The sequence below is a fragment of the Streptomyces sp. NBRC 110611 genome (assembly GCF_001590865.1).
Lineage (GTDB): Bacteria > Actinomycetota > Actinomycetes > Streptomycetales > Streptomycetaceae > Streptomyces.
In genome coordinates this window covers 67717-90429 of record NZ_BBUY01000010.1, presented here as the reverse complement: position 1 = coordinate 90429, position 22713 = coordinate 67717, and the positions used below count along the sequence as shown (strand labels likewise).

General features: G+C 73.2%; 22 protein-coding genes. 12 read left to right on the top strand and 10 right to left on the bottom strand.

The window, feature by feature from the left end; translation table 11 throughout:
* The coding region (locus AZE13_RS21260) for a glycoside hydrolase domain-containing protein (protein ID WP_147264697.1) at window positions 1-302 on the top strand (302 nt) is incomplete at its 5' end.
* Between the two features lie 31 nt (window positions 303-333).
* On the opposite strand, the gene AZE13_RS21255 is transcribed toward AZE13_RS21260, so the two are convergent.
* The 4 genes from AZE13_RS21255 to AZE13_RS21240 all read right to left on the bottom strand — a co-directional run bounded on the left by AZE13_RS21255 (window position 334) and on the right by AZE13_RS21240 (window position 3999).
* Window positions 334-1635: an NAD(P)/FAD-dependent oxidoreductase gene (locus AZE13_RS21255; RefSeq protein ID WP_066934214.1), complete on the bottom strand. Its 1302-nt coding sequence runs from the start codon at window positions 1633-1635 to the stop codon at window positions 334-336.
* Complete coding sequence (locus tag AZE13_RS21250; protein WP_066934211.1) at window positions 1632-1826, bottom strand: ferredoxin; 195 nt, start codon at window positions 1824-1826, stop codon at window positions 1632-1634. The genes AZE13_RS21255 and AZE13_RS21250 overlap by 4 nt, the downstream gene beginning before the upstream one ends.
* 59 nt (window positions 1827-1885) lie before the next feature.
* Window positions 1886-3106 (bottom strand): cytochrome P450, encoded by a 1221-nt coding sequence (locus AZE13_RS21245; RefSeq protein ID WP_066934524.1) that lies wholly within the window; start codon window positions 3104-3106, stop codon window positions 1886-1888.
* A 272-nt stretch (window positions 3107-3378) separates the two neighbouring features.
* Complete coding sequence (locus AZE13_RS21240; RefSeq protein ID WP_181690401.1) at window positions 3379-3999, bottom strand: TetR/AcrR family transcriptional regulator; 621 nt, start codon at window positions 3997-3999, stop codon at window positions 3379-3381.
* A 173-nt stretch (window positions 4000-4172) separates the two neighbouring features.
* Here AZE13_RS21240 and AZE13_RS21235 point away from each other — a divergent pair, with 173 nt between their 5' ends.
* Window positions 4173-5147, top strand: coding sequence for an aminoglycoside phosphotransferase family protein (locus AZE13_RS21235; RefSeq protein ID WP_066934205.1), 975 nt, complete (start codon window positions 4173-4175; stop codon window positions 5145-5147).
* A gap of 12 nt (window positions 5148-5159) precedes the next feature.
* Here the strand turns inward: AZE13_RS21235 and AZE13_RS21230 are convergent, their stop codons facing one another.
* Window positions 5160-7250, bottom strand: coding sequence for a restriction endonuclease (locus tag AZE13_RS21230; protein ID WP_107288391.1), 2091 nt, complete (start codon window positions 7248-7250; stop codon window positions 5160-5162).
* A 329-nt stretch (window positions 7251-7579) separates the two neighbouring features.
* Here AZE13_RS21230 and AZE13_RS21225 point away from each other — a divergent pair, with 329 nt between their 5' ends.
* The 4 genes from AZE13_RS21225 (at window position 7580) to AZE13_RS21210 (ending at window position 11042) form a co-directional block, all read left to right on the top strand.
* A complete protein-coding gene (locus tag AZE13_RS21225; RefSeq protein WP_258527909.1) occupies window positions 7580-8371 on the top strand; it encodes a triose-phosphate isomerase in 792 nt (263 codons plus the stop codon).
* A gap of 60 nt (window positions 8372-8431) precedes the next feature.
* Window positions 8432-8893 (top strand): RpiB/LacA/LacB family sugar-phosphate isomerase, encoded by a 462-nt coding sequence (locus AZE13_RS21220; RefSeq protein ID WP_079124219.1) that lies wholly within the window; start codon window positions 8432-8434, stop codon window positions 8891-8893.
* 68 nt (window positions 8894-8961) lie between these two features.
* Window positions 8962-9975: a zinc-dependent alcohol dehydrogenase family protein gene (locus AZE13_RS21215; protein ID WP_066934197.1), complete on the top strand. Its 1014-nt coding sequence runs from the start codon at window positions 8962-8964 to the stop codon at window positions 9973-9975.
* The gene (locus AZE13_RS21210; RefSeq protein ID WP_066934194.1) at window positions 9972-11042 is read left to right on the top strand and encodes an NAD(P)-dependent alcohol dehydrogenase; all 1071 of its coding nucleotides are present in this window, start codon (window positions 9972-9974) and stop codon (window positions 11040-11042) included. The genes AZE13_RS21215 and AZE13_RS21210 overlap by 4 nt, the downstream gene beginning before the upstream one ends.
* A gap of 225 nt (window positions 11043-11267) precedes the next feature.
* Here AZE13_RS21210 and AZE13_RS37555 read toward each other — a convergent pair whose 3' ends face one another.
* Window positions 11268-11462 (bottom strand): hypothetical protein, encoded by a 195-nt coding sequence (locus AZE13_RS37555; RefSeq protein ID WP_147264692.1) that lies wholly within the window; start codon window positions 11460-11462, stop codon window positions 11268-11270.
* A 57-nt stretch (window positions 11463-11519) separates the two neighbouring features.
* On the opposite strand from AZE13_RS37555, the gene AZE13_RS21205 reads away from it, so the two are divergent.
* Window positions 11520-12362, top strand: a complete 843-nt coding sequence (locus AZE13_RS21205) for a nitroreductase/quinone reductase family protein (RefSeq protein WP_066934191.1) — start codon at window positions 11520-11522, stop codon at window positions 12360-12362.
* A 92-nt stretch (window positions 12363-12454) separates the two neighbouring features.
* Here AZE13_RS21205 and AZE13_RS21200 read toward each other — a convergent pair whose 3' ends face one another.
* Window positions 12455-14017, bottom strand: a complete 1563-nt coding sequence (locus tag AZE13_RS21200; RefSeq protein WP_066934188.1) for an AMP-binding protein — start codon at window positions 14015-14017, stop codon at window positions 12455-12457.
* A gap of 154 nt (window positions 14018-14171) precedes the next feature.
* On the opposite strand from AZE13_RS21200, the gene AZE13_RS21195 reads away from it, so the two are divergent.
* Window positions 14172-14747, top strand: coding sequence for a TIGR03086 family metal-binding protein (locus tag AZE13_RS21195; protein ID WP_066934185.1), 576 nt, complete (start codon window positions 14172-14174; stop codon window positions 14745-14747).
* 70 nt (window positions 14748-14817) lie between these two features.
* Here AZE13_RS21195 and AZE13_RS36985 read toward each other — a convergent pair whose 3' ends face one another.
* Window positions 14818-14988, bottom strand: a complete 171-nt coding sequence (locus tag AZE13_RS36985; protein WP_181690413.1) for a hypothetical protein — start codon at window positions 14986-14988, stop codon at window positions 14818-14820.
* A gap of 372 nt (window positions 14989-15360) precedes the next feature.
* Between AZE13_RS36985 and AZE13_RS21190 the strand changes: the two genes are divergently transcribed.
* Window positions 15361-16785, top strand: coding sequence for a lipase maturation factor family protein (locus AZE13_RS21190; RefSeq protein WP_066934182.1), 1425 nt, complete (start codon window positions 15361-15363; stop codon window positions 16783-16785).
* On the opposite strand, the gene AZE13_RS21185 is transcribed toward AZE13_RS21190, so the two are convergent.
* Entirely contained in the window at window positions 16679-17767 is a 1089-nt protein-coding gene (locus tag AZE13_RS21185) for a tetratricopeptide repeat protein (RefSeq protein ID WP_066934179.1), read from the bottom strand. The two genes, AZE13_RS21190 and AZE13_RS21185, sit on opposite strands and share 107 nt — an antisense overlap.
* Before the next feature lie 332 nt (window positions 17768-18099).
* On the opposite strand from AZE13_RS21185, the gene AZE13_RS21180 reads away from it, so the two are divergent.
* Entirely contained in the window at window positions 18100-19341 is a 1242-nt protein-coding gene (locus AZE13_RS21180; RefSeq protein WP_079124218.1) for a lactonase family protein, read from the top strand.
* Window positions 19342-19382: 41 nt separating this feature from the next.
* Here AZE13_RS21180 and AZE13_RS21175 read toward each other — a convergent pair whose 3' ends face one another.
* Window positions 19383-20165 carry a PaaX family transcriptional regulator C-terminal domain-containing protein gene (locus AZE13_RS21175; RefSeq protein WP_066934175.1) on the bottom strand — a complete coding sequence of 261 codons (783 nt, stop codon included), beginning with the start codon at window positions 20163-20165 and terminating at the stop codon, window positions 19383-19385.
* 112 nt (window positions 20166-20277) lie between these two features.
* On the opposite strand from AZE13_RS21175, the gene AZE13_RS21170 reads away from it, so the two are divergent.
* Both AZE13_RS21170 and AZE13_RS21165 read left to right on the top strand, forming a co-directional pair.
* On the top strand, window positions 20278-21948 hold the full coding sequence (locus tag AZE13_RS21170; protein ID WP_066934172.1) for an acyl-CoA dehydrogenase family protein: 1671 nt from the start codon (window positions 20278-20280) through the stop codon (window positions 21946-21948).
* Window positions 21948-22712, top strand: coding sequence for a crotonase/enoyl-CoA hydratase family protein (locus tag AZE13_RS21165; RefSeq protein WP_066934169.1), 765 nt, complete (start codon window positions 21948-21950; stop codon window positions 22710-22712). The genes AZE13_RS21170 and AZE13_RS21165 overlap by 1 nt, the downstream gene beginning before the upstream one ends.
* Window position 22713: the final 1 nt, after the last annotated feature.

The following is a 22713-nucleotide window of genomic DNA, read 5'->3' as shown; positions in this document are numbered from 1 at the left end:
CCTGGGGCCTGAGCACACCGGTCTTCGACCGGGTGGAGCTGACGCTGGACCGGCATTACTACCCGGCCGGGCGGTTCGCCATCAGCGCCCCCGGGACGTCGTCCGCGAAGCGCTATGTGCGCTCGGTGCGGCTGGACGGCACCGAGCGGGACCGGACGTACCTCACCACCGGCGAGCTGCGCTCCGGACACCATCTGGCGTTCACCCTGGGCACCGAGCCGTCGGACTGGGGCACCGGGGAACACGCCGCGCCGCCGCCGGTGGGCACCGCCCGCCGCGCGGCCGGACACGGCGGGCCGTGACCGGTCCCGGTCCGACGGCACTCGGGCCCGGTCAGCCGCCGGCCAGCGCGGCGGCCACCCGGTCGCGTGCCTGCTCCCAGGGGAGGGGTGCGGCGACCACCGCGCGCAGGGCACGGACCTGGCGGGGCGGCAGTCCGGTCGCCAGGACACCGACGGCGTGCCCGTCGCGTCCGTAGAGGGCGACGGCCCGGCGCTCCGCCCGGTCCAGCACGGTGGTCTCGACGCGGTCGGCGCCCGCGGTCGGCCCGTACGCCTGGAGCTTGCGGGCGTACTGGTCGGACCAGAAGTACGGCACGGGCGCGAACTCCTTGCGCTCGCCGGTCTCCCCCAGCTCGGCGAGCAGGTTCCTGGCCGCCGCCATGCCCTGCTCGGTGGCGTTCATCCGGTGCTCGAAGCGCAGCGGACGGCCGTGCACCGGGTGGTCCCAGCGGGCCACGTCGCCCGCGGCGTAGATGCCGGGGGCGGCGGCGCAGTACGCATCGCAGCGCAGCCCGTCGGAGGTGTCCAGCGCCGGGTCGTCGCCGAGCCAGCCGACGGCGGGCGCCGAGCCGATGGCGACCAGTACGGTGTCGGCCGGCAGCACGGTGCCTCCCGCACTGCCGGGGGCACCCCCAGTCCCCGTGGCCAGCCGTACGCCGGTGACCCGGTCCCCGGAGGTCTCCAGACCCGTGACGGTCCCGGTGCGCAGCTGCACGCCGTGCGCCCGGTGCTCCTCGGCGAGCAGTTCGCCGATACCGTCGCCCACAACTCCGGCCATCGGCAGGGGTGCGCGGCCGACGAGGGTGACCTCGTGCCCCAACTCCCGTGCCACCGCGGCCGCTTCGCAGCCCAGCACGCCATTGCCGACGATCACCAGTCGGCGTCCGCCGCCGGTCAGCCGAGCGCGCAGCGCCAGCGCGTCGTCGAGGGTGCGCAGGGTGTGCACGCCGGTGGTGCGGTCGGCGCCGGGCAGCGTACGGGCCGCGACGCCGGTCGCGATGATCACCCCGGCGCAGGCGAGCGTCTCCCGCTCTCCGCCTTGCTCGCGCGGGGCGACCGCCGTGCCGCCGTCGAGGGTGAGCGTGCGGTCGGCCACGTCGAGCGCGGTGGCGCGGGTGCCGAGACGCAGGTCGAGGCCGAGCGGTGCGAGCTGCTCCGCGGTGCGCAACAGCAGCCGCTCGGGCTCCCATGCGCCGTGCAGCAGTTGCTTGGACAGCGGCGGCCGGTCGTACGGCGGATGGGGTTCGTCGCCGATGAGGGTGAGCGGGCCGGTCCAGCCGAAGCGGCGCAGCGCCTCGGCCGCGGCGAGGCCGGCCGCCGACGCGCCGACGACGGCGATCGGCCGGGGCGTCATGCGCGCACCTCGATCACGGCGGCCGGGCAGATGGCGGCGGCCTCGCGTACCGCGTCGTGCTGCTCGGCGGGCGGTTCGGCGTCGAGGAGGACGACGACGCCGTCCTCGTCACGCTGGTCGAAGACCTCGGGGGCGATCAGCACGCACTGGCCGGCGGCGCAGCACTTGTCGGCGTCAAGGGTGATCTTCATGGTGGAACTCCGTGGGATGCGGGGTGGCAGGTGGAAGGTGCGGCGGGTGCGGCGGCCGGTCACCAGGTGACGGGCAGGGCGTGACAGCCGTAGATCGCCATATCGGTACGGAACGGGACCTCCTCGATCGGCACCGCGGGCCGCAGCGTCGGGAAGCGGCGCAGCAGCGTCCCGACGACGACCTGGAGTTCGACACGGGCCAGTGCCTGCCCGAGGCACTGGTGGATGCCGTAGCCGAAGGCGAGGTGATGCTGAGCGTTGGACCGGCGGACGTCGAGCCGGTCGGCGTCGGCGAAGACGCTCCGGTCGCGGTTCCCGGACGCCACGGCCACCACGACGCCCTCCCCGGCGCGGATGAGGCGCCCGCCGATCTCGACGTCGGCGGTGGCGACCCGGCGCGGCCCGTTGCGGATGATGCTGTGGAAGCGGAGCAGCTCCTCGACGGCGCCACGGATCAGGCCGGGGTCCTGGCGCAGCCGTTCGGCGGTGGCGGTATCGCGCATCAGGGTCAGGGCGCTCAGACCGATCATGTTGGCGGTGGTCTCGTGCCCGGCGACCAGCAGCAGGGAGGCGAAGGCCGCTGTCTGGTCGTGGGTGATCTCACCGGTCCGCTGCTGTTCGACGATCAGCCGGCCGAGGATGTCGTCACCCGGGTCGGCCTCCTTGGCGGTGACCAGCCGGTCGAGGTAGTCACGCAGTTCGGTCCGGGCGGCCTCGCGCTCGTCGTCGGCGATGGTGCGGGAGAGCAGCTTGCCGGTGAGCCGCTGGAAGATCTCGTGGTCCTCGTACGGAACGCCCAACAGCAGGCTGATGACCAGCGAGGGAACCGGCAACGCCAGCGCCTCGACGAGGTCCACCCCGCCCTGCTCGCGCCCCTCGGCGCGCTCCATCGCGTCGCAGAGCTGGTCGGTGATGCGCTGGATCTCCGGGCGCAGCGCCTCGACCCGCTTGACCATGAACTCCCGGGTGACCATCCGCCGCAGCCGGGTGTGCTCGGGCGGGTCCCTCCGGATGAAGCCGCGGTTCTGGGTGCTGGGGCCGCCGGTCATCCCGCTGAGCGGGTAGCCGTGGACGGTGGTGTCGGAGCTGAAGCGGGTGTCGCCGAGGACTGCCCGGATGTCGGCGTAACGGGTGACCAGCCAGGCCCAACTGCCGTCCGGCAGCGCGACCTTGGAGACCGGCCGCTCGGCGCGCAGGGCGGTCAACTCGGCGGGAGGGTCGAAGGGGCAGCCGCTCGGCGGTTCCACGGGGAGCGGCGCGGGGGCGGTGGAAAGTGTCATCTCGCTCATCTCATTCGACGGGCTGCACGCGCATGCCGACAACGGCGTGCGCCCTGAGTCGGACGTTCACCTAACACCCGTAAACTTACATGTGTAATACACAGGTAAACGCGCCGGGGGGGTGGTCAGGTACGGAAGGCCGGGCAGCCGCCCGGGTGGCGACGACGGGGCGAGCCCGGGCGATGACAGGGCGTGGGAGGGGGACCGGGCGGGCAGCCGCGCCCGGTACGTGCGCCGGGCGGGCGGCGGCGCCCGGTACGTGCGTGTGCGGCTCAGCGCTCCAGCAGCAGCTGGAGGATCTCGTCGACGAACCGGTCGAGCCGCCGCGCGTCCTTACGGCTCGGCATGACCTGCCAGAGCATGACCCGGCCGTGCACCGACGACCACAGCACATACGGCGCCTCGGACCGGGAACCACGTACCCGCCAGCCGGCGTCCTCGCACGCCGTCAGCGCCCGCTGCCAGCTGCGCACCAGCAGCCCGGCCGGATGCCCGGCGAGCCGCTCGGGACCGACCGGCGTCTGCCGGGTCTCGTACAGGAGGCGGTAGGTGGCGGGGTGTGCGACGGCGTAGCGGCAGTACGCGCGCAGCTGGGCACGCAGCCGCGCCACCGGGTCGCCGGGATCCGCCGTGGCGGCCGCCTCGGACATCGCCGCCGCCAGCCGCTCGTAGCTGACTTCCAGTGTCGCCCAGACCAGCTCGGTCTTGTCCGAGAAGTGCCGGTAGATGCTCGGCGCGGCGACGCCGGCCGCCCGGGCCACCGCCCGCAGCGACAGCGCGTCCTCGCTGCCGACCTCCTCCAGGAGCCGTTCCGTGGCCCGCAGCAGCTCCTCCCGCAGACGCTCCCCCTGTCCGCGCGGATTCCGGGGCCGGACGGCCGCACTCTCGCTCACTGCCTCCGGTTCCTTCCCTGGGCCTGGCCACACCTGGTCGTGTCGTACTCGTGTCGTGCCGCTCCAGGGTTTCACACCGGCCGTGCACGGCGGCCGCCGGAGCCCTGGCCGACCGGCACGGGTCACCCCGAAACTCCGTGGGAGATCGGAGCGACGGGACTTAGGCTGCCCGGATGGCGTACACGTACCGCGGTGACCGCTTCCCGGCCCGTCTTCCCGTTGTCGAGCAGATGGGACGCACCGCCTCCGGGCGGTCCTGGCTGGCACGACTGCCGGGCATGGTGCGGGAGGTCGAGGAGCGCTGGCAGCTGCGGCTCGGCGCACCGTTCCACGGGGGCAGTTGTTCGTGGGTGGCCCCGGCCGAGCTGCCCGACGGCACAGCGGCCGTCCTCAAGGTGACCTGGCCGCACCGCGAGGCCGAGGGTGAGGGGACGGCGCTGGGCGCGTGGGACGGCCACGGGGCCGTACGGCTGCTGCGCCAGGACCGCGGTCCGGGCGCGCTGCTGATCGAGCGGTGCCGGCCCGGCATTCGCCTCGGGGACGCCCCGCTGCCGCCCGCCGAGCGGCTCACCCTCGCCGCGCACCTCCTGCGGGAGCTCTGGACAGCCGCGCCCGCCCCGCCGGACGGACCGGACGGACCGGACGGACCGGACGGGAGGCTGGAGCGGGTCGACGCGGTGTGTGCCGAGTGGGCGGACCTCGTGGCCGAGCGCATGCGGCGGCTGCGGCCCGGCTACGACCCGGGGCTGGTGGCCCTGGGCGCCGATCTGCTGCGCACGCTGCCCGCGACGGCCACCCGCGAGGTGGTGGTGCACGGCGACTTCAACCCGGGCAACGTCCTCGCGGCCGAGCGCCGCCCATGGCTGGCCATCGATCCCAAACCGATGGCCGGCGACCCGGCGTACGACCCCTGGCCGCTGCTGATGCAGATCGACGACCCGTTCGCGCACCCCGATCCCCGGCGGGTGCTCCGCGAGCGGTACGCGCTGGTGGCCGAGGTGCTCGACGAGGACCCGGCGCGGCTGCTCGCCTGGTCGGTCGCCCGCGGCGTGGAGAGCGCCCTGTGGAGCGCCGATCACGACGACACGGCCGGCGGCGCGGAGGAGTTGACGGAGATCCGGCTGCTGGCACAACTGGCCGGCCTCTGACCCCGGAGCCACTCAGGCGACCGCTATGCCGTACTCCTGCACCAGGGCCTCCAGGCCGCCGGGGTAGCCCTTGCCGCCGATGACGAAGTCCCAGTCGCCGCCGGGGCGTTGGCGGAACGAGCCGAGCACCAGGGCGGTCTCGCCGCGCCGGCCGTCCGAGACCTCCAGCTGCCCCTGCTCGGCCCCGGTGGCGTCCAGCAGGCGGATCCGGGCGTCGGTGAAGCCGGAGAGGTCGGCGTCGGGGTCGGCCTGGGGGTCGACGGCGGCCACCAGGACCAGCCGGTCGGCATCCGGCGGCAGCCCCTCGAACCGTACCTGCACCGCGGCCCGGTCGGGGGCGAAGCCGGGCAGCATCCGTACCGAGCCGTCCGGGGTGTGCGGGTTGTTGTAGAAGACGAAGTGGTCGTCGCTGAGCACCGTGGTTCCCCGGCACACCAGGGCACAGACGTCGAGGGCGACGTCACCGGACCAGTTCATGCCGAGGACGTTGTGGTCCGGTGCCTCGTCGGCGGTCCGGGACGTGCCGGACCGTTCGCCGCCGCCCAGCCGGCCGCGCAGTCCGTACCGGCCGAGGAGGTCGACGAGTTCGGGGCCGGCGATCAGGCTGAGCGGTTTGCCGTTGGCGAAGGTGTGGGAGCCGGGACCGAAGCGGGAGGTGGTCACCAGCACGCCCTTGTTGGCGCCTTCGGCCTGGACGGTGCCGTAGAGGTCGCGGACGGCGGTGGGCGGGACGGTGTCGCGGTAGCGCTTGACCTGCACGACGATCTTGCCGCCACGGATCGGGTCGGGGTCGAGGGCGTCCACGTCGACGCCGCCGTCACCGGACCGCTGGGTGGTCACGGCCTGCATGCCCATGGCGCGGAACAGCTCGGCGACCAGGTTCTCGAACGCGACGGGGTCCATCTCGTACAGGTCCGGTTCGCCGTCGGTGCCGTGGGTGACGACCGTGGTGCCGCCGCCGACATCGCCGGGGAGCCGTCCGGGGCGCACCGCGGTCCGCTGGTCGGGGCGCGCGGCGAGCTGCCCGCGCAGGGCGTCGGTCAGGCACTCCACCGCGCTGACCTGTTCGAGGCGGAGGGCGTCGAAGGCGCTGCGGGAGGCCATGACGGTGGCGAGGCAGAGCTGGGCGGGCCGGCCGGTGGCCGGGTCGACGTCGGCCACGAAACCGTTGAGCGCCACCGAGTCCAGGACGCCGTGGCCGTCGGCGGCGAAGAGGTCGCGCAGTACCAGCAGCATGCTCTGGGCCAGTACGTCGCGGTAGAGGGCGCGGCGCTGGGCGGCCGGCCGGGCGGTCTCCTTCTCCTGGTCGGCGGTGGGCATGTACCGGACGGACTTGGTCGCGGGAACGATGTCGTAGCCGGGCAGCTCCCAGTCGAGGACGAGCTGACGGGCCGTCGGATCGTAGGCGGCGGCGACCTGACGGGGGAAGCCCTCCGGCCAGGCGGTGGAGGAGTACAGCGCGGCGGAGAAGTACTCGACGGCCGCTTCCGCTTCGCCGCCGCGCAGTGCGGAGAGCAGCTCCTCGATACCGGCGTTGTGCTGCCGGATCCCGGCCAGTGCGCCCGCGGCCCACTGGTCGTACTGCTGCCGGTACGCCGCGAGCTGGGCCTGCCGCCGGCTCTCGGCGGCCTGGGCGGCGTACCAGTCCTGTTCGTAGCGGGCGCGAGCCTCCTCCTGGGCACGGTCGCGCCGCACGGCCCCGACATGCCAGCCACCGGTCGGCACCTGGTAGCGGGCCGGGTCGGGCATCGGCACGGGGGTCGCCAGGGCTCCGGGGGCGAACTCCTCGACGCGCTCGGGGCGCAGCAGCGCGGCGGCGGTGAAGGCGGGGGCACGGCAGCCGTCGGCGAGCAGACCGGTCAGGGCGGCGACGCGGGCGTCGAGCTCCTCGGTGCGGCGGCGGGCGTCGGCCTCGCGCTGCCGGCGGTAGGCCACCTGCCGTTCGCGGTGCATCCGCGCCATGGCGCGCTCGGCGTCCCGAGCCTGCCGTTCCTGGTCGCGCTGGTGCTGGAGCTGCGCGCGACGCTGGGCCTCCTGCCGGCGTTGCTGCTGGCGCTGCGCCTCGGCCCAGACGGCCATTAATCCATGGGAACGGCGGCTCATGTCGGTCTGTTTCCTCCCCCCGGGGCGACCGCCCCGGCACCCTGTGGAAGCGGTTTCACCTGCGCTGTTGACCAGACTTTAGCGGGGACGGCGGACCGGGCCGGAGGGGGACGGGGAAGTTTCGGCCCGGTGCGGCGGCCCTCCGCCCGGGGGCGGCGACCGGGGCGCCGGTCACCACGGAGGGCTGGGGACGGTCATCGGGCGGTCATCGGGCGGTCATCGGGCGGTCATGGTGCGCGGCGAGGCGGGGAATCACAGCACATTTTGTGAAGTTCACGCCTTGATTTGAGAACTTCGCATGTGATTCTGTTTGAAACATCATGAACGACGTGATCCCTGAGAACTCGACGTCCTCCGAGGACTCGGCCTCCGCCCTGGGCCCCCGCCCGATCGTCGGTGTCTCGCTGAAGCTCTACTTCGGCCTGGCCCGCACCCGGAGCTGGCTCGCGGAGGTGGCCGCGCTGGACGAGGTACTGACCGCGCTCCCCCGCCCCGTCGACCTCTTCGTCCTGCCGTCCTTCCCCGCCTTGGCGGACGCCGCCGGGCTGCTCGGCCCGACCCGTATCGCCTTCGGTGCCCAGAACGTGCACTGGGCCGAGGCCGGTGCGTGGACCGGCGAGGTCTCCGCCGGGATGCTCGCCGAAGCCGGCGCCCGCTATGTGGAGGTCGGTCATGCCGAGCGCCGCCGGCACTTCGGCGAGACCGACGAGACGGTCGCCGCCAAGACGCGTGCCGCCACCCGGGCCGGGCTGATCCCGGTGATCTGCGCGGGCGAGCGGCGCGGCGGCGACCCCGTCGCGGCCGTCGAGGAGACCCTCGCCCAGGTACGGGCGGCGCTGGCGGGCGCCACCCCGGGCAGCGAGGTCGTCCTCGCGTACGAACCGGTGTGGGCGATCGGCGGCCGGGAGCCGGCACCCGCCGCACATGTCCGTACGGTCACCGCGGCTCTCCGCGACGCACTGCGCGATCACGACGTACCCGGCCGGGTTATCTACGGCGGAACCGCCGGGCCGGGTACGTACACCAAGCTGGCCGGCGCGGTCGACGGGCTCTTCCTCGGCCGCCTGGCCCATGACACGGAGGGCCTCCGCGCGGTCCTCGAAGAGGTCTCCGGCGGCTGACCGTCAGCCCGCTCCCCCGCCGCGCACCCACCACCGTCCCACTCACCCCGAGGAGTTCCCGTGCAGCCCACCCACCGCATCGCGATCGGCGCCGACGACGCCGGGACCGTCATGAAGGACGCGATGATCGACTACCTCACCGGGCACGGCCACCCGGTCACCGACATGAGCGCCAGTGCCACCGAGGACTATCCGGACGTGGCGGAGCGCGTCGCGCGGAGCGTGGCGCGCGGCGAGTACGAGCGCGCGGTACTGGTCTGCGGCACCGGCATCGGGATGGCCATCGCCGCCAACAAGGTCCCCGGCGTCCGCGCCGCACAGATCCCCGACAGCTACAGCGCCGAACGGGCCCGGAAGTCCAATGACGCGCAGATCGCCTGCTTCGGCAACCGGACCATGGGGGTGGAGGCCGCACTGGTGTGTCTGCAGCACTGGCTGGTCTCCGACTTCGCGGGTGGCGGCTCCGCACCCAAGGTCGAGAAGATCAAGCAGGTCGAGTCGCGCAGCCTGCGCGCGGCCTGAAGCCCACGGCCCCTGCCCCTGCCCCACCTACCCGCCCCCGCTAGCGCTCCCGAAAGGCGGTAACTCCCTTGCGCGCAGTAGTCATCGAGGAACCGAACCAACTGAACGTCACCACCGTCGCGGATCCCACGCCCGGCCCCGGCGAGGTCGTGGTCAAGGTCGCCGCCGCCGGTCTGTGCGGAACCGATGTGCACATGCTGGCGGGCGAGTTCGGGCCGACCCGCTACCCGGTGATCCCCGGGCACGAGTTCTCCGGAGAGATCGCGGCGGTCGGCGCGGGCGTCACGGAGTTCGCCGAGGGCGAGGCGGTCGCCGCCGACCCGGCGCTCTACTGCGGCGCCTGCCACTTCTGCGCGATCGGCCGGGGCAACCTCTGCGAGCGGTGGGGCAGCATCGGCATCACCGTCGACGGTGCCTGCGCCGAGTACGTCAGGGTGCCGGCCGACAACTGCTACCGGCTGCCCGAGAACGTGCCGCCGGCGCACGCCGCGCTGATCGAGCCGCTCTCCACCATCGTGCGCGGCTTCGACATCGTCGCTCCCCGGCTCGGTGACCACTTCCTGATCTACGGCGCGGGCACCATGGGCCTGCTCTACCTCCAGGTCGCCCAACGGGCCGGCGCCGCCTCGGTCTCGGTCGTGGACCTCAACGAGGACCGGCTGGCGGTGGCCCGCCGGCTCGGCGCCGACGCCGTCGCCACCAGCGCGGACGAGCTGACCGACACCCACCCGCGCGGCTGGGAGGTGGTCACCGACTGCACCGGCAGCATCCGGGCCATCGAGGACGGGCTGACCCGGCCGGTCCGCGGCGGCACCTTCCAGCAGTTCGGCTGCGCCCCCGACCAGGAGCTGGCGCGCTTCTCCCCGTTCCGGCTCTACAACGACGAGATCCGGATCGTCGGCAGCATGGCGATCCTGCACAGCTACGGCCGGGCCGTGGAGCTGCTCGGCAAGGGCGTCATCGATGCCGAGACCATGATCACGCACCGCTTCGGGCTCGACGAGTACGCCACGGCGCTGGACACCTTCCGGCAGGGTTCCGGACGCAAGCTGCAGATCCTCCCGAACGGACCGCTGGTATGACGGGCGCGACGCCACAGGTGACGGCCGGGCCCGGCCCGGTCCCGGCGACCATGCGCGCCGCGGTGCAGCGCGGGCCCCGCCGGATCGCCGTCGAAGAGGTCCCGGTCCCCGTACCAGGACCGGGTCAGCTCCTGGTACGCGTCCTCGCGGTGGGTACCTGCGGATCCGATGTCCACTTCTACGAGGAGGGCCGGCTCGGCGGCCGGGCGCTGGACGGGCCGCTGATCCTCGGTCATGAGCCGTGCGGGGTGGTCGTCGCGGCCGGCGAGGGCGTCGGCCGACAGGTACTCGGCGAGAGGGTGTCCATCGAGCCGGGCACGCCGTGCGGCCGCTGCTCCCAGTGCCGCACGGGGCGCTACAACCTCTGTCCGGCGATGCACTTCTACGCGGTTCCCGGCCAGGCGGACGGCGCCTTCGCCCAGTACGCCCTGGCCCACGAGGACTTCGTCCACCCGGTCCCCGACACCGTCTCCGACGAGGCCGCGGCGCTGCTGGAACCGCTCTCGGTGGGCATCTGGGCCTGCCGCAAGGCCCGGATCCAGCCGGGCGACCGGGTGCTGGTCACCGGTGCGGGGCCGATCGGCCTGGTCGCCCTGCAGACCGCCCGGGCCTTCGGCGCCCGCGAGGTCGTGGTGACCGACGTCAACCCGCACCGGCTGGCGCTGGCCGCGGAGCTGGGCGCCACAGCGGTGGTCGACGTCGCCCGACACCCGCTCTCCGGCACCGGTTTCGAGCCGAGCGTACTGCTGGAGTGCTCCGGCTTCGCCCCCGCGATCGCCGACGCGGTACGCCAGGTGGCCCGGGCGGGCCGGATCGTCCTGGTGGGCATGGGCAGCGAGGAGGTCACTCTGCCGCTGGCCCGCCTCCAGGACTACGAACTGGAGCTGACCGGAACCTTCCGCTACGCCCACACCTGGCCGGCCGCGCTCGCCCTCGCCGCCTCGGGCGAGGTCGGCCTGGACCGCCTGGTGACCCATCGTTACGGCCTCGACGACGTCGAACTCGCCCTGACCGCCGGTGCCCGCGAGGCGACTGCCGTCAAGGCGGTGGTGCTGCCGCAGCAGTGATCCGGCAGTCGGGGGCGTCGCACAGCGCGCCCACCCGTCCCCGGCCGACCCGCGAATTCCGTAGTGCCCCGGCGGCTTTATCGCCTCGGCATTGCCTCGGCGGCTTTCCGGTATTACCTTTGACGCCGTGACTACCGGGTCGGCCATGGGCCATGAGCGAGTGAGGTTCCCGGTCACCACGTGACCGCGCGGCGGGCCAGCAGAGCCCCGCCCCTCATCGCCTTTTCAGACAGCGCGTTGCGCGCCTTTCACCTGCATGCGTATCTCGCGTGCCTGCACTATGCCCGCATGCCGCACCGCGGCCGATCGTGCGATCCCGCGGCCGATGCGGCGCGTCTTCCCGAGGAATTCGCCCTTTCGGCGAGCGCTCACCGCGCTGCTTCCGCACGCCCGCGCTCGCCGGTCGGGCTTCTTCGCCATGCCCGCGCACGGTCCGCGGGCACCCCCGCACACACCGAATCCGGAGAAAACCACCTGATGCCGATGGACTTCAATCAACAGGTCATCGAGGAATTCCGCGCCAACGGCGGGCGCGTCGGCGGCCCCTTCGAGGGCGGCCGGCTGCTGCTGCTCACCACCACCGGCGCCCGGTCCGGCGCCCGGCACACCACCCCGCTCGGCTACCTCCCCGACAGCGACGGACGCGTCCTGGTCATCGCCTCGGCGGCGGGCGCGCCGAAGCATCCGGCCTGGTACCACAACCTGGTGGCCAGCCCCCTCGTCACCGTCGAGGCCGGTGTCTTCACCTACGAGGCACGCGCCGTCGTCCTGGAGGGCGCCGAGCGCGACCGGGCCTTCGCCCGCGCGGCCGAGGCCGACCCCGGCTGGGCGGCGTACCAGGCGAAGACGGACCGGGTGCTGCCGGTCGTCGCCCTGGAGGAGATCCCCGGCGGACCGCCGAACATCTCCGCAGCCTCGCCCGGCGCGGCGCTGAAAGCGGTGCATGACGGATTCCGGCGGGAACTCGCCCTGATCCGCGGGGAAATAGCCGCGACGGGCGCCGGTCATCTCGGCGTCCAGCTCCGGATGAACTGCCTGGCCCTCTGCCAGGGTCTGCACAACCACCACACGGGCGAGGAAGCCGGGATGTTCCCGATGCTCGGCCGGCACCATCCGGAACTCGGCCCGGCCCTGTCCCGGATGCGCGCGGAACACGAAAAGCTCGCGGCGCTCCTCGCGGAACTCCAGGACGTCATCTCCGCCGACGGCACGGATTCCGAGGTACTGCTCGCGGAGGTCGACCGCCTCACGGCCGAGGTGGAGGACCATCTTGCCCATGAGGAGGAACAGTTGATACCGATACTGGAATCCCCCTGCTGACCCAGCCGGTCGATTGCGCGGGATGAGTCCGCCGGTCGATTCCGCTTCCTGATTCCACCGGTTGATTTCCTTGGCTGATTCCACCGGTGATCTCAGATCGCGCTGTCGTGTCCCGCCCAGTACGGTTCCCGCAGGATCCGTTTGAAGAGCTTGCCCGAATCGTCGCGCGGCAGCCGCTCTTCGAAGACGACGGCCCGTGGCACCTTGTACCGGGCGAGCCGCTCGGCGACGTGGGCGCGTACCGCCGCGGCGCCGAGCCGTACCCCGGGCTCGGTCTCCAGGTGCGCGGCGAGGACCTCGCCGAACTCCTCATCGGGGATGCCGAACACCGCCGCGTCCCGCACCCCTTCGAGGGCGAGCAGACAGCCCTCGATCTCCGCGGGGTAGATGTTGACACCGCCGGAGATGACCATGTCGTTGCGGCGGGCGCTGAGGTAGAGGTAGCCGTCCGCGTCGACATGGCCGACGTCGCCGATGGTGACGTATCCGGGCAGGCCCGGCGCCTCCATGGCGGCGCGTTTGTCCGGGTCGCCCAGGTAGCTGAACCGCGGCCAGCTGTCGGCGGGTTTGACGTAGATGTCGCCGGTGACGCCGGCCGGCAGCGGCTCTCCGCCGGGGCCGAGGACCGCGACCCCGGCGGTGGCCGCGGCCCGTCCGACGGTGCCCGGACGGTCCCGCCACTCCGCGCTGTCGCACCAGGTCACGGCGCCGGTCTCGGTACTGCCGTAGTACTCCCGCAGTACCGGTCCCAGCCAGTCGATCATGGCGTGTTTGATGTGCTGCGGGCAGGGCGCCGCGGCGTGCACGACGGAGGTGAGCGACGAGAGGTCGTAGCGCTCCCGTACGTCCTTGGGCAGCCGCAGCAGCCGTACGAACATGGTGGGCACCACCTGCACCTGCTCGATGCGGTGCCGTTCGACCAGCCGCAGGAACTCCTCGGCGTCGAAGCGCGGCATCAGGGTGATGTCGAGGCCGGCGGCGAGGGCGAGGGTGGCATGCCGGCTGGGTGACGCGTGGTAGAGCGGCGCCGGGATGAGCGTACGGCCGCCGGGCTCGACCGCGAAGTACTCCAGGAACGTCCGCACCGCCTCCGCCAGGCGCCGCGCGGGGACCGGCTCGCGCAGGACACCCTTGGGGCGGCCGGTGGTTCCGGAGCTGTAGATGACCGCGGGCGGTCGTTCGTCGACGGGTCGGTCCAGCGGTTCATGGCCGGCCAGCCAGTCGTCGAGCAGGGGGTACGCCCCGGTGGGCGGCGGCGCGGGGAAGCCGCACGCGGCCGCGGTGCCCGCGGGCACCGGGGCCTCGATGATCCGGGCCCCCTCGGGGAGTGCGGCACCGACCCGGTCGAGCATGTCCGTGTGGGCGAAGACGACCTTGCTGCCGCTGTCGGTGAGCACGTACCGGAGCTCGTCGGGCTGGAAGTGCCAGTTGACGGGGACGGCGGAGGCGCCGAGCAGGGCGGCGCCGGTGGTGATCTCGAGATGGGCCAGTCCGTTGCGCATCACGACGGCGATCCGGTCACCGGGGTCGACGCCCGCCGCGCGCAGTGCGGTCGCTATGCATGCGGCCCGTTCGAGGAAGGCCGGATACCCGCGTTCCTGGTCCGCGCAGCGGATGGCCGGAGCGCCGGCGGCGGGTGGGACGACGGCTGCCATGATGCCTCCAGAGGGTGCGTCCGGGCCGCTCAATTGAACCGGTAACCCAGGATCCATTTCCAGGGTGCGTCGGAGCGCGGGGTGCGCTGCCGGCGCTCCGCCGGCCACCCGGCCGCGGGGCGGTGGCCGGTGCCCGCTCCTATGCTCGGAGGACATGAGGGAGAACGAGATCCTGCGGACCCATGGCGAGGCACTCGCGCTCTTCGGCAGCCGGGTGCACACGGTCCGGGATGATCAGTGGGACGGCCCGACGCCGTGCTCGGAGTGGTCGGTGCGCGATCTGGTGAACCACCTCACCGCCGAGCAGCTGTGGGTGCCGCGCCTGGTACGGGACGGCGCGAGCATCTCGGATGTGGGTGCGGTCTACGACGGTGATGTGCTCGGGGACGCCCCGGCCGCGGCCTGGGACCGGGCGGCGGTGGCGGCCGTGGCGGCGTTCGCGGAGCGCGGCGCCCTCGGCCGTACGGTCCGGCTGTCGTACGGTCCCGCTCCGGCCGGCGCGTACTGCGCCCAGATGATGGCCGACGCCGTGGTGCACTCCTGGGATCTGTCCCGGGCGATCGGTGCCGAGGAGCGGTTGCCCGGGCAGCTGGCGACGGCGGCGCTGCGCGAGGTGGAGCCGTACGCTCCGGGGCTCGGCGCGTCCGGGCTGTTCGCTCCGGCGGTGGAACCGCCGCCGGACGCCGACGATCTCACCCGCCTGCTGTGCCTGCTCGGGCGTCGGCCCTGACCCCGGGTCACTCCCCGAGGCGAGGCCGGCGCCCGAGCGATGGGCCGGTCAGCCGATACCGCGGATCCGGTCAGTCGATGCCGCGGATGATGTACGGCTCGGCGGGGTCGTCATCGCACCCGGCGAGGCGCACGGGCGCGCAGCGGTCCCAGACGTCGAGATTGCGGACTTCCTTGATGCGACCTGGTCGCTCGCCCTGCTTCAGGCGGGGCTGCTTGTGTTGAGCCTTGTGCAAAGCCACCACGCACTCCTTCATCGAGGTACTGGTCCGACGCGGTGGCGCCTTTTTCATGAACCGGGAGGTCGGCCAAGGTTTGCGGCGTTCCCGCGACGGGCCAATGGTGTTGGCGTCTCCCAGAAAGGTCGTCCGTCGTCCCTCAGAGTAACGACGGCGCACGCACGGCGCTCGACGTTTTCCGGTGAGATAGGCGGTTCACCGGAAGGCGGGAATTCCACCCCCCGTAAGTGACGGGAAAGCGCGTGGAATGTGTGACGCACGTCACTCACTCGAATGGCCCCAAGGTTGCTGCATATGCCCCGATCCGTACGCTGGAGAGTGACCGCGCGGAGGGAGTGTGCCCGCCCGCGCGGCCGCAGTGCTACCCATGGGTGAGTGGCATGGTTCTCGGATTCCGGTTACTGGCTCGGGCGGCTGGTCTTCCAGCGGATGCTGGCCGTTCTCTACCTGGTCGCGTTCCTGACGGCGGTACGGCAGTTCCGGGCACTCATCGGCGCGCGCGGCATGCTGCCGGTGCCCGCCTTCGTGGCGCTGGTGCCCTTCCGCGCGTCACCGTCGGTCTTCCACTGGCACTACTCGGACCGGTTCTTCGCGCTCTGGTCGTGGTCCGGGGCGGCGCTGGCGGCGGCCCTGGTGGCGGGGGCCGCGGACGCGGTGCCGCTGTGGGCGTCGATGCTGTGCTGGGCGGTCCTGTGGGCACAGTATCTGTCCATCGTGAACGTGGGACAGACCTGGTACAGCTTCGGCTGGGAATCGCTGCTGCTGGAGGCGGGTTCGCTCGCGGTGTTCCTCGGCAACGCCGATACCGCTCCCCCGGTGACGGTCATGTGGCTGCTGCGCTGGCTGCTGTTCCGGGTGGAGTTCGGGGCCGGACTGATCAAGATGCGCGGCGACCGCTGCTGGCGCGATCTGACCTGCCTCCACTACCACCATGAGACCCAGCCGATGCCCGGCCCGCTGAGCTGGTTCTTCCACCATCTGCCGAAGCCGCTGCATAAGACCGAGGTGGCCGCCAACCATGTGGCCCAACTCGGCCTTCCCGTCCTGCTGTTCACCCCCCAGCCGATCGCCGGGTGGGCCGCGGTCGGCATGATCGTCACCCAGCTGTGGCTGGTGCTGTCCGGCAACTTCGCCTGGCTGAACTGGGTGACCATCGCACTCGCCATGGCGACGGCCGCCCCGCTGTGGGGCGGGCCGTCCGGCGAGCCGCCCGCGCCGCCGCTGTGGTTCGAGGTCCTGGTGCTGGCGGCCACCGCGGGCGTCGTGCTGCTCAGCTACCGTCCGGCACGCAATCTGCTGAGCCGGCAGCAGATGATGAACACCTCCTACGAGTCGCTGCACCTGGTCAATTCGTACGGCGCCTTCGGCACGATCACACGGGTGCGCCGGGAGATCGTGGTGGAGGGCACCGCGGACGCGGTCACCGGGCCCGGCACGACCTGGGTCGCCTACGAGTTCCACGGCAAACCCGGCGATGTGCGCCGGCTGCCACGGCAGTTCGCGCCATGGCACCTGCGGCTCGACTGGCTGATGTGGTTCGCGGCGCTGTCGCCGGCCTACGCACGGTCATGGTTCGTCCCGTTCGTGGCGCGGCTGCTGGAGAACGACCGGGACACCCTCCGGCTGCTGCGCACCAATCCGTTCCCCGACCTGCCGCCGGCCCGGATCAGGGCCCGGGTCTTCCGCTACCGCTTCACGACCTGGCGGGAACTGCGGCAGACCGGGGCGTGGTGGCATCGTACCGAGGAGCGGGAGTTCCTGGCGCCGGTCGGGCGGTCAGCTCTGCACGGAATGCGATGACCCTCTCGCGCGCATGGCGCAGCCCTATGCGCGCGAATTCCCCTTCCAGCTCGGCGAGTTCGTCCAGCGTCCGGCTCCGGTCGCGGCCGAGGCGGGAGAGCGATTTGGCCAGCCCCAGCCGGGACAGCGCGGTCCCCCGGGGCTCCCGCATCTCGCGGAACTCCCGCAGCGAGAGGGTGTAGGTGTCGCGTGCCTCCGTATAACGTCCGGCGCGGTAGAGGACGTTGGCGCGCATCTTGTGGTTGTAGGCGAGCGCGGAGGCCAGGTCCATGGCCCGGCAGAGATTCTCCGCCTCGGACAGCAGAGCCAGCGCCCGGTCCGTCTCGCCGCGTGCGGAGAGGACGTCCGCCACACCGCGCAGGGACCAGGCGCGCCCGCGGGCGTCCTCGCCCCGCTCGGCGATCCGGGCGGACTCCTCGAACAGCTCCAGGGCCTTGTCGAAGTCACCGGTATTGCGGTGCATCTGGGCGATACCGGACATCGCCCAGACCGTGTGCCGGGCCTCGCCGTGCGCCCGGGCCTGGGCGAGCAGCTGCTCGTGAAGGTCGGCGACCGCCGCGTAGTCGCCCTGTATGCGGCCGGTCTCGGCGAGTCCGGCGAGGGAGTAGCCATGGGCGAGACGGTCGCCGCTCTCGGCGGCCAGCGCCACGGCGTGGGTGAGCAGCCGGCGGGCGAGCGGCAGGCTGCCGCACTGCCGGGCCAGGGTGCCGCCGCTCCACAGCGCCCAGGCCATCGCGCCCCGGTCGCCGGCGGCGCGGGCGCTGCGGTAGCCGGCCCGCCAGGCGGCGCCCGCTTCCGCGACCCGGCCGAGCCGCCGGTTGGCCTCGGCGACCGCGAGCCCGGCCCGTGCCCGTTCCAGTGCCGTGCCCGCCTCGGCGTGGGCACGGCTCGCCGTGGCCAGTACCTCCTCGTACGAGGAGTTCACGCCCAGTGCCGCACCCAACTCGCCCTGGTACTCAGGGGCGAACGCCTTGCCGTACATAAATCCGTGGCCTCTCGGTCATCTCCGTGCCTTGGCCACGAAACTACGGGCGGTGAGGGGGGTGGCGAATCAGTCCGCGTATGTGTTGTCGCGTACGACTGAAGTGCTACGGAAGGTGCCATGGTCATCTTCCGGATGTAGGGGTCCGTCAGGGTCGTACGGGCGGCCCGGACCCCTGACGGGCTTTCTGGCGGGCTTTCTGACAGGCCTTCTGACAGGCCTTCTGCCGGGCTCTGTCGGTATCACCGCCTGCCGGGGGGACCGCCGCCCGTACGCGATCCGTATCCCCGTCACGCCTTGCCGGGACGGGCGGGCCGGGCCACCCTGCTGGCATGACAGCCGGATGCACCGGACCGCCGCCCCGGACCGGGCGGACGCCTCCCGGCCGCCGGCGCGTCCTGCGGACCGCCGCCGCAGGGCTCGCCGGGGCGGCCGGCGCGATACTGCTCCCCGCCGCGGACACCGCACCCGCACGGGCCGGGCACACCGCCCGGCCGACCGGGTACGCGCAGCGGTCCGGCCCGCGCCCGCGCGGCACCCGGCCGCTCTTCCTGGGCACCTACACGTCGAAGGAGGGCGGCGGGACCGGCATCGGACTCGGTACGTACGACACCGGGACCGGGCGGATCACCGCCACGGGTGTGGTGTCCGGGGTGGCCGACCCCTCCTACCTCGCGCTCGCGCCCTCCGGAGACGCCCTCTACGCCGTCGACGAGCGGGCCCCCGGCGCGGTGACCGCCCTCGCCCTGGTGCCGGGTGCGCCGCCCGTGGTGCTGGGCGCCCGCCCCACCGGCGGTGCCGGGCCCTGCCATCTGTCGGTGCACCCCGGCGGTCGCTGGCTGCTGAGCGCCCACTACCTCTCCGGCAGCGTGGCCGTACACCCCGTCGACCGGACGACCGGCGCCCTGGGCGAGCGCACCGACCTGGTCACCCACCACAGCCCGCCACCCGGCCCCGGCCAGGACGGGCCGCACGCCCACCAGATCCTCACCAGCCCGGACGGCGGCCATGTGCTCGCCGTCGACCTCGGCAACGACACCGTCTACAGCTACCGGCTGGACACCTCCGACGGGCGGCTCACCCAGGTGTCGTATGCGACGCTACGGCCCGGCGCCGGCCCCCGGCAGCTGGCCTTCCATCCCTCGGGCCGCTTCGCGTACCTGGCCAACGAGGTCGACAACACGGTCGTGGTCTGCGCCTACGACCCGGCGAGCGGACGCCTGACACCGGGCCGGCCACAGTCCACCGGAACCGGCCCGGGGACCAGCCACCCCGCGCAGCTCCTGGTCACCCGGCACGGCCGCTTCGCGTACCTGGCCAATCGCGGCCACAACAGCCTCACCCGCTACGCCGTGGAGGCGGGCGGGGCACGGCTCCGGCTGCTGGACACCGTGCCGGTGGGCGGGGACTTCCCCCGGCAGATCGCCTTCTCGCCCGATGAGCGCTGGCTGTTCGCGGCGAACCAGAAGTCCGGGTCGGTGACGGTGTTCTCGGTGGACGCCCGGACCGGGCTGCTCAGGAGCGCGGGCGCGCCCTTCCCGGCGCCGATGCCGGTGTGCGTACTGCCGCTCTGATTGCCCCGGCCGCCGGAGTACCGCTCCCGCCGCCGGCGGGGTCAGCCGGCCACGTACTGCCGCAGCAGGCCGCTCAGCTCCTGCTCGAACTCGGCGTAGCGGGCGCGGAGTCGCTCACCCGGCCAGTCCCCGGGCAGCAGCGCGTCCGGCAGCAGCGGGTCGGAGAGGAGGTGGCGCAGGGCGGCGGCCGCGACCGTGAAGCGGTCGGCGAGGGGGTCGGCGCGGGACAGCGCGGCCGTCAGGGCGCGGGCGCGCGCCGCCCAGCCGTCCAGGTCCCAGAGCCGGGCGGCGAGTCCGGCCGGGTCACCGTCCGGGGTGCCGGTGAGCCAGGTGCACTGCTCGGTGGCGACGGGCGGGCGCGGCCGGTCGAGGTTGGCCGGCCGCAGCCAGCTGCCCTCGCGGAGTTCGGCCAGCCGCAGTGCCGCCATGGCCTGGCGCAGAGCGGTGCGTTCGGCGGCCGGCCGGCCTTCCGGGGTGGTGACGAGGGCGATCTCCCAGTCCCCGTGCCAGCGCCGGGTCCTGGGTGAGCGGCTCTCGTCCTGCCTGGACTGACGGGCCAGCAGGCGGGCGGTGAGCGCGTAGCAGCCGTCGGTCTGCCGCAGGTCGCCGGCGGCCACCATGCGGGAGAGCGCGACGCGGACGGTGCCCTCGGCGATGCCGAAGAGTTCGCCGACCCGTACCAGGGCGCGGGCGGGCAGCCGGGGCGGATGGTGGCCGAGCAGGGTGCTCAGCACGATGGAGCGCGCGGTGAGCGGCCGCAGCGCGAGGGCGGCGGTGGCGCTGGAGTCGCCGTGCGGGGCGGTGTCGTTCATCTGTACCGGCATCTGTATCGGACATCCTAGGCCCTGTCGTCGAACTCCCGCCTGCCTCCGGGCGCCGACGCACAGTCGGCATTACATTCTTCCCACGATTGTAGGGATTCTGTAACGTCGGGGTATGACCGTCACTCATGAAGTCGTGAATCAGGCACCGCCGCTGACCGGATTCAGCACGGCGGACGAGCCGGCTCTCCTGGAGGCGCTGCGCCGGGACGGAGCCGAGTGGGGGGTACGCGAGGTGACCGCGCTGGGCGCGCTGGCCGGTTCGGCGGCGGTGCAGGAGCAGGCGCGCCGGGCGGAGGAACAGCCGCCGCGGTTGCACACCCACGACCGGTTCGGGCACCGCATCGACGAGGTCGAGTTCCACCCGGCCTGGCACGAGCTGATGACCGTCGCGGTGGAGCACGGGCTGCACGCCGCACCATGGACGGACGGCCGTCCCGGGGCTCATCTGGTGCGCGCCGCCAAGTTCTACGTCTGGTCGCAGGCCGAGCCGGGGCACGGCTGCCCGGTCTCGATGACGTACGCCGCGGTCCCGGCGCTGCGCGCCGCACCGGACCTGGCCGCGCGGTACGAGCCGCTGCTGGCCTCCCGCACCTACGACTTCGGGCTGCGGGCGCCGCTGACCAAGGCGGGCCTGATCGCGGGCATGTCGATGACCGAGAAGCAGGGCGGCTCGGACGTACGGGCCAACACCACGCGGGCGGTACCGGCCGGCGACGGCACGTACCGGCTCACCGGCCACAAGTGGTTCACCTCGGCGCCGATGAGCGATGTGTTCCTGGCACTGGCGCAGACCGCGGAGGGGCTGAGCTGCTTCCTGCTGCCGCGGGTGCTGCCGGACGGCACGCGCAACGGGATGCGGCTGATGCGGCTCAAGGACAAGCTGGGCAACCGCTCCAACGCGTCCTCGGAGATCGAGTACGACGAGGCGGTGGCCTGGCCGGTCGGCGAACCGGGGCGTGGGGTGCGGACCATCGTCGAGATGGTGAACATGACCCGGCTGGACTGTGTGCTGGGGTCGGCCGCCGGGATGCGGGCCGGGCTGCGGCAGGCGCTGCACCACACCGCGCACCGCCGGGCGTTCGGGCGGGAGCTGGACCGGCAGCCGCTGATGCGGTCGGTGCTCGCGGACCTGGCGATCGAGTCGGAGGCGGCCACGCTGCTGGGTCTGCGGCTGGCCGCGGCGGTGGACCGGGCGCAGGGCGGGGACGCCCAGGAGGCGGCGCTGCGCCGGCTGGCGCTGGCGGCCGGCAAGTACTGGGTGTGCAAACGGGGCAGCGGCCATGCGGCGGAGGCGCTGGAGTGCCTGGGCGGCAACGGCTATGTCGAGGACTCGGGCATGCCGCGGCTCTACCGGGAGGCGCCGCTGCTGTCCATCTGGGAGGGCTCGGGCAATGTCGCGGCCCTCGATGTACTGCGGGCGCTGGGCAGGGAACCGGCCGCGCTGGACGCATTCTTCGCCGAGGTGGAGTCCGCGGCGGGCGCCGACCGGCGGCTGGACGCCGCGGTGGCCGGGGTCCGCAAGATGCTCGGCGCGCTGGGCAGTCCGGAGCGGGCGCAGCTGACGGCCCGGTCACTGGCGGAACGTATGGCGCTGGTGCTCCAGGGGTCCCTGCTGGTACGGCACAGCCATCCGGCGCTCGCCGACGCGTTCTGCGCCTCGCGGCTCGACGGGGAGTGGGGTCATGCGTACGGGACTCTGCCGGCCGGCGCCGGCCTCACGGCGATCCTGGAGCGCGTCCGGCCCTGCCCGGACAGCGAGCCGGCCGGGCAGGAGGCGGGCTGATGTCCGTACGGATCGAACGCGCCGGTCCGGTGACGACGGTGGTGCTCTCCCGGCCGGCCGCCCGCAACGCCGTGGACGGCGCGACCGCACGTCAACTCGCCGATGCCTTCCGGGATTTCGACGCCGATGACGCGGCGCGGGTGGCGGTGCTGTGGGGCGAGGGCGGGACGTTCTGCTCCGGCGCCGACCTGAAGACGGTGGGCACCGGACGCGGCAACCGCGTCGCCCCGGACGGCGACGGGCCGATGGGCCCGACCCGGATGCGGCTGGGCAAGCCGGTGATCGCGGCGGTCGCCGGCCATGCGGTGGCCGGCGGGCTGGAGCTGGCGCTGTGGTGCGACCTCCGGGTGGCGGAGGAGGACGCCGTCTTCGGGGTCTTCTGCCGCCGCTGGGGCGTACCGCTGATCGACGGCGGAACGGTGCGGCTGCCGCGGCTGATCGGCGCGAGCCGGGCGATGGACCTCGTCCTGACCGGCCGCCCGGTCCCGGCCACGGAGGCGCTGCACATCGGGCTGGCCAACCGGGTGGTGCCGACCGGCACGGCCCGCACGGAGGCGGAGCTGCTGGCCGCCGAGCTCGCCCGCTTCCCGCAGGCGTGCCTGCGCAGCGACCGGGCCTCCCTGCTGGACCAGGAAGGCAGGGACGAGGAGACCGCGATGGGCGACGAACTCCGCCATGGGCAGGGCGTGCTGGCCGAGGCGATGACGGGCGCGGCGCGGTTCGCCGCGGGAGCGGGGCGGCACGGGGAGCCGCTCACGCCCTGAC

Excerpts from the sequence above, each read along its gene's own strand:
- AZE13_RS21255 (WP_066934214.1), bottom strand. The coding sequence starts at position 1,635 with ATGACGCCCCGGCCGATCGCCGTCGTCGGCGCGTCGGCGGCCGGCCTC.
- AZE13_RS21250 (WP_066934211.1), bottom strand. The coding sequence starts at position 1,826 with ATGAAGATCACCCTTGACGCCGACAAGTGCTGCGCCGCCGGCCAGTGC.
- AZE13_RS21245 (WP_066934524.1), bottom strand. The coding sequence starts at position 3,106 with ATGACACTTTCCACCGCCCCCGCGCCGCTCCCCGTGGAACCGCCGAGC.
- AZE13_RS21235 (WP_066934205.1), top strand. The coding sequence starts at position 4,173 with ATGGCGTACACGTACCGCGGTGACCGCTTCCCGGCCCGTCTTCCCGTT.
- AZE13_RS21230 (WP_107288391.1), bottom strand. The coding sequence starts at position 7,250 with ATGAGCCGCCGTTCCCATGGATTAATGGCCGTCTGGGCCGAGGCGCAG.
- AZE13_RS21210 (WP_066934194.1), top strand. The coding sequence starts at position 9,972 with ATGACGGGCGCGACGCCACAGGTGACGGCCGGGCCCGGCCCGGTCCCG.
- AZE13_RS37555 (WP_147264692.1), bottom strand. The coding sequence starts at position 11,462 with ATGGCGAAGAAGCCCGACCGGCGAGCGCGGGCGTGCGGAAGCAGCGCG.
- AZE13_RS21205 (WP_066934191.1), top strand. The coding sequence starts at position 11,520 with ATGCCGATGGACTTCAATCAACAGGTCATCGAGGAATTCCGCGCCAAC.
- AZE13_RS21200 (WP_066934188.1), bottom strand. The coding sequence starts at position 14,017 with ATGGCAGCCGTCGTCCCACCCGCCGCCGGCGCTCCGGCCATCCGCTGC.
- AZE13_RS21195 (WP_066934185.1), top strand. The coding sequence starts at position 14,172 with ATGAGGGAGAACGAGATCCTGCGGACCCATGGCGAGGCACTCGCGCTC.
- AZE13_RS21185 (WP_066934179.1), bottom strand. The coding sequence starts at position 17,767 with ATGTACGGCAAGGCGTTCGCCCCTGAGTACCAGGGCGAGTTGGGTGCG.
- AZE13_RS21180 (WP_079124218.1), top strand. The coding sequence starts at position 18,100 with ATGACAGCCGGATGCACCGGACCGCCGCCCCGGACCGGGCGGACGCCT.
- AZE13_RS21175 (WP_066934175.1), bottom strand. The coding sequence starts at position 20,165 with ATGCCGGTACAGATGAACGACACCGCCCCGCACGGCGACTCCAGCGCC.
- AZE13_RS21170 (WP_066934172.1), top strand. The coding sequence starts at position 20,278 with ATGACCGTCACTCATGAAGTCGTGAATCAGGCACCGCCGCTGACCGGA.
- AZE13_RS21165 (WP_066934169.1), top strand. The coding sequence starts at position 21,948 with ATGTCCGTACGGATCGAACGCGCCGGTCCGGTGACGACGGTGGTGCTC.